Annotated in this window: 5 protein-coding genes; 3 read left to right on the top strand and 2 right to left on the bottom strand. The window is 67.4% G+C overall.

All coding sequences use genetic code 11. The features are described 5' to 3' along the window. Together ACFWP7_RS41825 and ACFWP7_RS41820 are read left to right on the top strand one after the other, a co-directional pair. Positions 1-3481 (top strand): HAMP domain-containing protein (locus tag ACFWP7_RS41825; RefSeq protein ID WP_384393648.1); only part of this gene is annotated, 3481 nt, incomplete at its 5' end. A 12-nt stretch (positions 3482-3493) separates the two neighbouring features. Next, on the top strand, positions 3494-4078 hold the full coding sequence (locus ACFWP7_RS41820; protein WP_384393645.1) for a two-component system response regulator: 585 nt from the start codon (positions 3494-3496) through the stop codon (positions 4076-4078). A gap of 21 nt (positions 4079-4099) precedes the next feature. On the opposite strand, the gene ACFWP7_RS41815 is transcribed toward ACFWP7_RS41820, so the two are convergent. Together ACFWP7_RS41815 and lepA are read right to left on the bottom strand one after the other, a co-directional pair. Then, positions 4100-5974 carry an AMP-dependent synthetase/ligase gene (locus tag ACFWP7_RS41815; RefSeq protein WP_384393642.1) on the bottom strand — a complete coding sequence of 625 codons (1875 nt, stop codon included), beginning with the start codon at positions 5972-5974 and terminating at the stop codon, positions 4100-4102. Positions 5975-6202: 228 nt separating this feature from the next. Then, complete coding sequence (lepA, locus tag ACFWP7_RS41810; protein WP_365441779.1) at positions 6203-8071, bottom strand: translation elongation factor 4; 1869 nt, start codon at positions 8069-8071, stop codon at positions 6203-6205. Positions 8072-8294: 223 nt separating this feature from the next. On the opposite strand from lepA, the gene rpsT reads away from it, so the two are divergent. Beyond that, complete coding sequence (rpsT, locus tag ACFWP7_RS41805; protein ID WP_384393638.1) at positions 8295-8561, top strand: 30S ribosomal protein S20; 267 nt, start codon at positions 8295-8297, stop codon at positions 8559-8561. Positions 8562-9095 lie beyond the last annotated feature (534 nt).

Raw genomic sequence — 9095 nt, 5'->3', positions numbered from 1 at the left:
CGACCAGCTCTCCGCCTTCGCCGACGAAGTGACGCGCGTCGCCCGCGAAGTCGGCACGGAAGGGCAGCTGGGCGGTCGGGCGCAGGTGCGCGGCGTGTCGGGGGTCTGGAAGGACCTCACCGACAACGTCAACTTCATGGCCTCGAACCTGACCTCACAGGTCCGCAACATCGCCCAGGTCACCACGGCCGTGGCCAACGGCGACCTGAGCCAGAAGATCACGGTCGACGCGCAGGGCGAGATCCTCGAACTGAAGTCGACGATCAACACGATGGTCGACCAGCTCTCCGCCTTCGCCGACGAAGTGACGCGCGTCGCCCGCGAAGTCGGCACCGAAGGAAACCTCGGCGGCCGTGCCCAGGTCCGCGGCGTCTCCGGGGTCTGGAAGGACCTCACCGACAACGTCAACTTCATGGCGGACAACCTGACTTCGCAGGTCCGCAACATCGCCCTGGTGTCCACGGCGGTGGCCCAGGGCGACCTCGGCAAGAAGATCACCGTCGAGGCGAAGGGCGAGATCCTGGAGCTCAAGTCGACGATCAACACGATGGTCGACCAGCTCTCCGCCTTCGCCGACGAGGTCACCCGCGTCGCCCGAGAGGTCGGCACCGAAGGAAACCTCGGCGGCCAGGCGCAGGTGCGCGGGGTGTCCGGCGTGTGGAAGGACCTCACGGACAACGTCAACTTCATGGCCCTGAACCTGACCTCACAGGTCCGCAACATCGCCCAGGTCACCACGGCCGTCGCGAACGGCGACCTCTCCAAGAAGATCACCGTCGACGCCCGCGGCGAGATCCTGGAGCTGAAGGACACCGTCAACACGATGGTGGAGCAGCTGCGCGCCTTCGCCGACGAGGTCACCCGCGTCGCCCGCGAGGTCGGCACCGACGGACGGCTTGGCGGCCGCGCCCAGGTGCTGGGCGTCTCCGGCGTCTGGCGCGACCTGACCGACAACGTCAACTACATGGCCGACAACCTGACTTCGCAGGTCCGCAACATCGCGCAGGTCGCCACCGCCGTGGCCCAGGGCGACCTCTCCAAGAAGATCGACGTGGACGCCCGCGGCGAGATCCTGGAGCTGAAGTCGACGATCAACACGATGGTCGACACCCTCTCCTCCTTCTCCTCGGAGGTCACCCGGGTGGCCCGCGAGGTCGGCTCCGAGGGCCAACTCGGCGGCCAGGCACGGGTCGAGGGCGTGTATGGCACCTGGAAGCGCCTGACGACGAACGTGAACGAGCTGGCGCTGAATCTGACCACGCAGGTCCGCGCCATCGCCGAGGTCGCCTCCGCGGTGGCCCAGGGCGACATGTCCCGCGCCATCACGGTGGAGACCAAGGGCGAGGTCACCGAGCTGAAGAACAACATCAACCTGATGGTGGCCAACCTGCGCGAGACCACCCGCGCGAAGGACTGGCTGGAGTCGAACCTCGCCCGCCTCGCCGCGCTGATGCAGGGCCACCGCGACCTGATGGAGGTCGCCGACCTGATCCTGCGCGAGCTGACCCCGCTGGTGAACGCGCAGTACGGCGCCTTCTTCCTGGCCGACCCCCAGGAGGAGACCCTGCGGACCGCCATCCCCGCCAAGGGACTCGCCTTCATCGCCGGGTACGGCTCGGCGCAGAGCGCGACCGTCGACACGGGCGGCATGCCGGTGCACGGGCTGGTCCGGCAGGCCGCGCGCGAGAAGAAGCGGATCCTGGTGGAGGAGGCCCCGCCGGACTACATCAAGATCAACAGCGGTCTGGGCGAGGCCGCTCCCGCGAGCGTCGTCATCATCCCGATCCTCTTCGAGGACAAGCTCCTCGGCGTGATCGAACTGGCCTCGTTCTCCCGTTTCTCCGATGTCCACCTGGCCTTCTTCGACCAGTTCGTGAACACCATCGGCGTCGCGATCAACACGATCATCGCCAACTCCCGTACCGAGTCCCTGCTCGGCGAGTCCCAGCGCCTGGCGATCCAGCTCCAAGACCGCTCGGACGAACTCCAGTCGCAGCAGGCGGAGTTGCAGCGCTCGAACGCGGAACTGGAAGAAAAGGCAGCCCTGTTGGCGACGTCTTCGCAGTACAAGTCGGAGTTCCTGGCGAACATGTCGCACGAACTGCGCACCCCGCTGAACTCGCTGCTGATCCTCGCCCGCCTGTTGTCGGACAACCCGGACGGTCGTCTCTCCGACCAGGAGGTGCAGTTCGCGACCACGATCCACCGATCGGGCTCCGACCTGCTCCAGCTCATCAACGACATCCTCGACCTCTCGAAGATCGAGGCCGGCCGGATGGACGTACGCCCCAAGAAGCTCCCCCTCATCAAACTGCTCGACTACGTCCACGCCACCTTCCGCCCGCTCACCCTCGACCGGGGGCTCGCCTTCGAGGTGACCGTCCGCGAGGACGTACCGCGCGAGGTGTGGTCGGACGAGCAGCGGCTCCAGCAGATCCTGCGCAATCTGCTCTCCAACGCGATCAAGTTCACCGCGACCGGCCGGGTCGAGTTGCGCGTCAGGCGCGTCAAGGACCCGGACCACGTCTACACCCGCGAGAACAGCGACGACGTGATCGCCTTCGCGGTCTCCGACACCGGCATCGGCATCGCCCCGGGGAAACTCCCGGTGATCTTCGAGGCGTTCCAGCAGGCCGACGGCACCACCAACCGCAAGTACGGCGGCACGGGCCTCGGGCTGTCCATCAGCCGGGAGATCGCCGGACTGCTCGGCGGCCGGATCATCGCCGAGAGCAAGCCCGGCCAGGGTTCCACCTTCACGCTGTACGTCCCTGTCGTCAGCCCCGGGCACGGGGCGACCGGACGCACCCACGAGGACCACGAACTGCCCGTACCGGAGCTGTCCACCGATCCGTACACCGCTCACGACGCGGACGACACCTGGCCCACGCCCACCAAACTGGAGGCGTGGAAGGCCGGCCGGGCGGGACAAGTCCTGCCGGGGCGGCGGGTGTTGATCGTGGACGACGACATCCGCAACGTCTTCGCACTCACCCATGTCCTGGGCCGCGTCGGCATGCCCGTCCTGTACGCGGAGAACGGCCGCGAGGGCATCGAGACGCTGGAGCGCAACCCCGACGTCGAACTCGTCCTGATGGACATCATGATGCCGGAGATGGACGGCTACGAAACGATCGCCGCCATCCGCCACACCCCTCGCTGGACGGGCCTGCCCATCGTCGCGCTCACCGCGAAGGCGATGCCGGGAGACCGCGACAAGTCCATCGCGCAGGGCGCCAACGACTACGTACCCAAGCCGGTGGACGTCGACCAACTGCTCACCGTCGTCTGCGCACTTCTCGACCCGCAGACCACAGCGGGCTCCGGATCCGCGGGCTTCCCGGTTGTGCCGGAGAACCCGGGGAACCCGGAGCGCGCGAACGAGGACCGGCGGCCGGACGCCGCCACAGAGACTGCTGTACCCGTTGTACCGGGACCGAGCACATCAGGGGAGCCCGCGATCCCGCCGACGACTGAGTGAGGCACAGTCACCATGAGCGCTGAGGAAACAACCGACGAGCGCGCCAGCATCCTCCTGGTGGACGACATGGAGGACAATCTGATCGCCCTTGAGGCCGTCCTGGGATCCCTCAACGAGCCGCTGGTGCGCGCGCGTTCGGGCGAGGAGGCGATGAAGGCCCTGCTGCGGCAGCGGTTCGCCGTCGTCCTGCTCGACATCCGGATGCCGGGCATGGACGGCTTCGAGACGGCCGCGAACATCAAGCGGCTCGACCAGACCAAGGACGTCCCCATCATCTTCCTGACCGGCACCGACGCCGACGCGGGCTACGCCTTCCGCGGATACGCGACCGGAGCCGCCGACTATCTGACGAAGCCCTTCGACCCTTGGGTACTGCGCGCCAAGGTCACCGTCTTCCTCGACCTCCACCGCAAGAACCAGCAGCTCGAACGCATGCTCGCCCGCGAACAGGAACAGTTCGACGAACTCTCGGGCCGCCTGAAGAAGATCGAGACGCACATGTCGGCCGGCAGCCTGCAGGACGTGTCCGAACTGCGCCACCAGGTACGGCAGATGGAGGGGCTGCTGCGGGAGATGCGAAGAGGGCGAGGCCTGTGACTCCCCGCCCCCTCGGGGGACTCATGCCTCGCGCGACCCCGCGTACATCTCTTCGATCAGGTGCTTGTACTCGCGTTCGACAACCGGCCGCTTCAGCTTCAGGCTCGGCGTGACCTCGCCGTGCTCGACGTCGAGGTCACGGGGCAGCAGCCGGAACTTCTTGATGGTCTGCCAGCGCTGGAGACCCTCGTTGAGCTCCTTGACGTAACCCTCGACGAGGCTGACCGTGGCGGGCGCGGCGACGACATCGGCGTACGACTTGCCCTCCAGGCCGTTCTCCGCGGCCCAGCCCAGAATTGACGGCTCGTCAAGTGCGATCAGCGCGGTGCAGAAGTTCCGGTCGGCGCCGTGCACGAGGATGTTGGAGACGTACGGGCACACGGCCTTGAAGTGACCCTCGACCTCGGCGGGCGAGATGTACTTGCCGCCCGAGGTCTTGATGAGGTCCTTCTTGCGGTCGGTGATACTGAGGTAGCCGTCCGGGGACAGCTCGCCGATGTCACCGGTGTGGAACCAGCCGTCGGACTCGAGCACCTCGGCGGTCTTCTCGGGCAGCCCGTGGTAGCCCTCCATGATGCCGGGGCTGCGCAGCAGGACCTCGCCGTCGTCCGCGATGCGCACTTCGGTGCCGGGCAGCGGCTTGCCGACAGTGCCGGTGCGGTAGGCCTCACCGGGGTTCACGAAGGAGGCGGCGGAGGACTCCGTGAGGCCGTAGCCCTCCAGGATGTGGATGCCGGCGCCGGCGAAGAAGTAGCCGATCTCTGGCGCGAGCGCGGCGCTGCCCGAGACACAGGCGCGCAGTTTGCCGCCGAAGGCCTCGCGGATCTTGGCGTAGACGAGCGCGTCGGCGACCTTGTGCTTGGCGCCGAGCGCGAAGGGCACGGAGGCGACGCCGGTGCGGCGGAAGTTGTCCTGGATGGCCTTGGCGTACTCGCGCGAGACCTCGGCCGCCCACTGGAAGATCTTGTACTTGGCGCCGCCGCCGGCCCGCGCCTTGGCCGCGACCCCGTTGTAGACCTTCTCGAAGATGCGGGGCACGGCCGCCATGTACGTCGGCTGCACCACCGGAAGATTCTCGATGATCTTGTCCACTCGGCCGTCCACGGCGGTGACGTGCCCGATCTCGATATGGCCGGACGTGAGCACCTTGCCGAAGACGTGCGCGAGCGGCAGCCACAGGTACTGCACGTCGTCGGGGCCGAGCAGCCCGGTCGCGGCGATGGCCTTCGCCATGTACGACCAGTTGTCCTGCGGCAGGCGGACGCCCTTGGGGCGGCCCGTGGTGCCGGAGGTGTAGATCAGCGTCGCGAGCTGGTCGGAGGTGATCGCGCCGACCTTCTCCTTGATCAGGTCGGGGTTCTTCTCCAGATACGCGGCGCCGCGGGCCTCCAGCTCGGCGAGGGTGAGAACCCAGTCGCTGCTCTCTACGCCCTCGGGGTCGATCACTACGACATGCGTCAGCTCGGGAAGGTCGGCGCGCTTCTCCACCGCCTTGGCGAGCTGGGCCGCGTCCTCCGCGATCAGGATCTTGCTCCCGGAGTCCGAGAGGATGAACGCCGACTCCTCGGCGTTCGTCTGCGGGTACACGGTCGTGGTGGCCGCGCCCGCGCACAGGATGCCGAGGTCGGCGAGGATCCACTCGACCCGGGTGGAGGAGGCGAGCGCGACGCGCTGCTCGGGCTGTACGCCCAGTTCGATCAGACCGGCCGCCACGGCGAAGACCCGCTCGGCGGCCTGGGCCCAGTTCAGCGACTTCCAGTCGTCCGGGCCCACGCCCGAGGCGGCGGGTACCGGGTAGCGGTAGGCCTCGGCGTCCGGCGTGGCCGCCACACGCTCCAGGAAGAGCGCCGCCACGGACGGCGGACGGTTCTCGATCAGGGTCTGTGTGTCGCTCACGACATCCTCCGGAGCCCGCGACAGCGCGGCTGGCTCAATGGTGCGGCTGTTGTTTAACTCGCGAGTAACTATCGAGCAGTGATCAGAGTAAAGCCCGTCCGGCCACTGCGTAAGAGTCGGCGGCCTGTCACTTCCTACAGAGCGCGACCGGACGCATGCGCAGGGGCCCGCCGCGCCGGAGCACAGCGGGCCCTTGAGAACAGCCGGGAACAACGGCGTACCGCGCGGCTACTTCTTCCCCTTGCCCGAGCCGCTGTCCTCGTCGCTGGAGAGCACGGCGATGAAGGCCTCCTGCGGAACCTCCACAGAGCCCACCATCTTCATCCGCTTCTTGCCCTCCTTCTGCTTCTCCAGCAGCTTCCGCTTACGGGAGATGTCACCGCCGTAGCACTTGGCGAGAACGTCCTTGCGGATGGCGCGGATGGTCTCGCGGGAGATGACCCGCGACCCGATGGCCGCCTGGATCGGCACCTCGAAGGCCTGCCGCGGGATCAGCTCACGCAGCTTGGCGACGAGCCGCACCCCGTACGCGTACGCCGCGTCCTTGTGCGTGACCGCCGAGAAGGCGTCGACCTTGTCGCCGTGCAGCAGGATGTCGACCTTGACCAGGCTGGAGGCCTGCTCGCCGGTGGGCTCGTAGTCGAGCGAGGCGTACCCGCGGGTCTTGGACTTCAACTGGTCGAAGAAGTCGAAGACGATCTCCGCGAGCGGCAGCGTGTAACGGATCTCGACCCGGTCCTCGGAGAGGTAGTCCATGCCGAGCAGGGTGCCGCGCCGGGTCTGGCACAGCTCCATGATCGAGCCGATGAACTCGGAGGGCGCGAGGATCGTCGCCCGCACGACCGGCTCGAAGACCTTGTCGATCTTCCCCTCGGGGAACTCGCTCGGATTGGTGACGACGTGCTCGCTGCCGTCCTCCATGTCGACGCGGTACACCACGTTCGGCGCGGTCGCGATGAGATCGAGCCCGAACTCGCGCTCGAGCCGCTCCCGGACCACGTCGAGGTGCAGCAGCCCGAGGAACCCGACGCGGAACCCGAAGCCGAGGGCGGCGGAGGTCTCCGGCTCGTAGACGAGTGCGGCGTCGTTGAGCTGCAGCTTGTCGAGGGCCTCGCGCAGCTCGGGGTAGTCGGACCCGTCGAGCGGATACAGCCCGGAGAAGACCATGGGCTTGGGGTCCTTGTACCCGCCGAGCGCCTCGGTCGCCCCCTTGTGCAGGGTGGTGATGGTGTCACCGACCTTGGACTGCCGGACGTCCTTCACCCCGGTGATGATGTAGCCCACCTCACCGACGCCCAGCCCGTCGGCCGCGGTCATCTCGGGGGACGAGACCCCGATCTCCAGCAGCTCATGGGTCGCTCCGGTGGACATCATCCGGATCCGCTCACGCTTGTTGAGCTGCCCGTCGATCACACGCACATACGTCACGACACCGCGGTAGGAGTCATAGACGGAGTCGAAGATCATCGCGCGAGCGGGGGCGTCCACGACACCGATCGGGGCGGGGATCTCGGCGACCACCTTGTCCAGCAGCGCCTCGACACCCAGCCCGGTCTTGGCGGAGACCCTCAGCACGTCCTCGGGGTCGCAGCCGATGAGGTTGGCGAGCTCCTCGCCGAACTTCTCCGGCTGCGCGGCCGGCAGGTCGATCTTGTTGAGTACGGGGATGATCTTGAGGTCGTTCTCCATCGCCAGGTAGAGGTTGGCGAGAGTCTGCGCCTCGATGCCCTGGGCGGCGTCGACGAGGAGCACGGTCCCCTCGCACGCGGCAAGCGACCGGGACACCTCGTACGTGAAGTCCACGTGCCCGGGGGTGTCGATCATATTGAGGATGTGGGTCTTGCCCGGATCCTCGGACGATGCCCAGGGCAGCCGGACCGCCTGGGACTTGATCGTGATGCCACGCTCGCGCTCGATGTCCATACGGTCGAGGTACTGGGCGCGCATCTGCCGCTGGTCCACCACCCCGGTCAGCTGGAGCATGCGGTCGGCGAGCGTGGACTTGCCGTGGTCGATGTGCGCGATGATGCAGAAATTGCGGAGCAGCGCCGGGGCGGTACGGCTCGGCTCGGGCACATTGTTAGGGGTCGCGGGCACGCAGGGTCCTGTCTCTTGAGGCGCCTGTCGCCTCGGGTCGGATCGATACGTAGGCTCCATGGTCCCACGGGCGGAGAGCTGCGACCGGTTTGGGCCGGTCGTACGAGCACTGGTAGCCTGGGTAGCTGTGTCTCATGCCCTCTCTGCACGAGGCACACCCAAGGAAATCAAACGGCGTGTGAGACGTGCTGTCTCGCGTGCCTGAACCTGTAAAGGCTCATTCGTGGCGAACATCAAGTCCCAGATCAAGCGGATCAAGACCAACGAGAAGGCTCGGCTGCGCAACAAGGCCACCAAGTCCTCTCTGAAGACCGCGATCCGCAAGGCCCGCGAGGCAGCTGCCGCCGGTGACGTCGAGAAGGCCACCGAGTACACGCGCGATGCGTCGCGCGCGCTCGACAAGGCCGTCTCGAAGGGCGTCATCCACAAGAACCAGGCCGCCAACAAGAAGTCGGCGCTTGCTTCCAAGGTCGCTTCCCTCAAGGGCTGATCCAACCCGACTTAACTGCCGGAAAGGACCCAGCGGGCCCTCTCTTCCGCTCCTGCCCGGCACCCCGGACCCACGCACGACCTGCGTTCGCCACGCGGGCGTGGTTCCAACAACGTGATCCAAGGCCCCCGCTCTTCCTCCCTTCCCCGGGAGGCGAGCGGGGCTTTTGGCGTTGGAGGGGAGCCAGGGCTTGGGGCGTTGAAGGGGAGCGGGCTTCGGCCGTTTTCCAGCCCGCCCGGTGTTGGAGGTCTTTCAGCCCGCCTGGTGCTTGAGGCATCTTCAGCCCGTCCGGTCCTTGAGGACGAGACCGTGCCGTCCCGATCCCCCACCCACCCGGTGGGGCTGCGCTCTTCAACCCGGGCCAGCATCTTCAGCCCGTCCGGTGCTTGTGGACGAGACGGTGCCGTCCCGCTCCCCACCCACCCCACGGGGGCTCCACTCTTCAACCCGGGCGGGCATCTTCAGCCCGTCCGGCGTTCGAGGACGAGCGCGTTCAGCGCGACAGCGGGGGTCTGGGGGCGGCAGCCCCCAGGA

The sequence above is a fragment of the Streptomyces sp. NPDC058470 genome, assembly GCF_042721055.1.
In the GTDB taxonomy this organism is placed as follows: domain Bacteria; phylum Actinomycetota; class Actinomycetes; order Streptomycetales; family Streptomycetaceae; genus Streptomyces.
This window is presented reverse-complemented; position numbering and strand designations above follow the sequence as displayed.

Coding starts and splice junctions, on each gene's coding strand:
- ACFWP7_RS41820 (WP_384393645.1), top strand. CDS start 3,494: ATGAGCGCTGAGGAAACAACCGACGAGCGCGCCAGCATCCTCCTGGTG.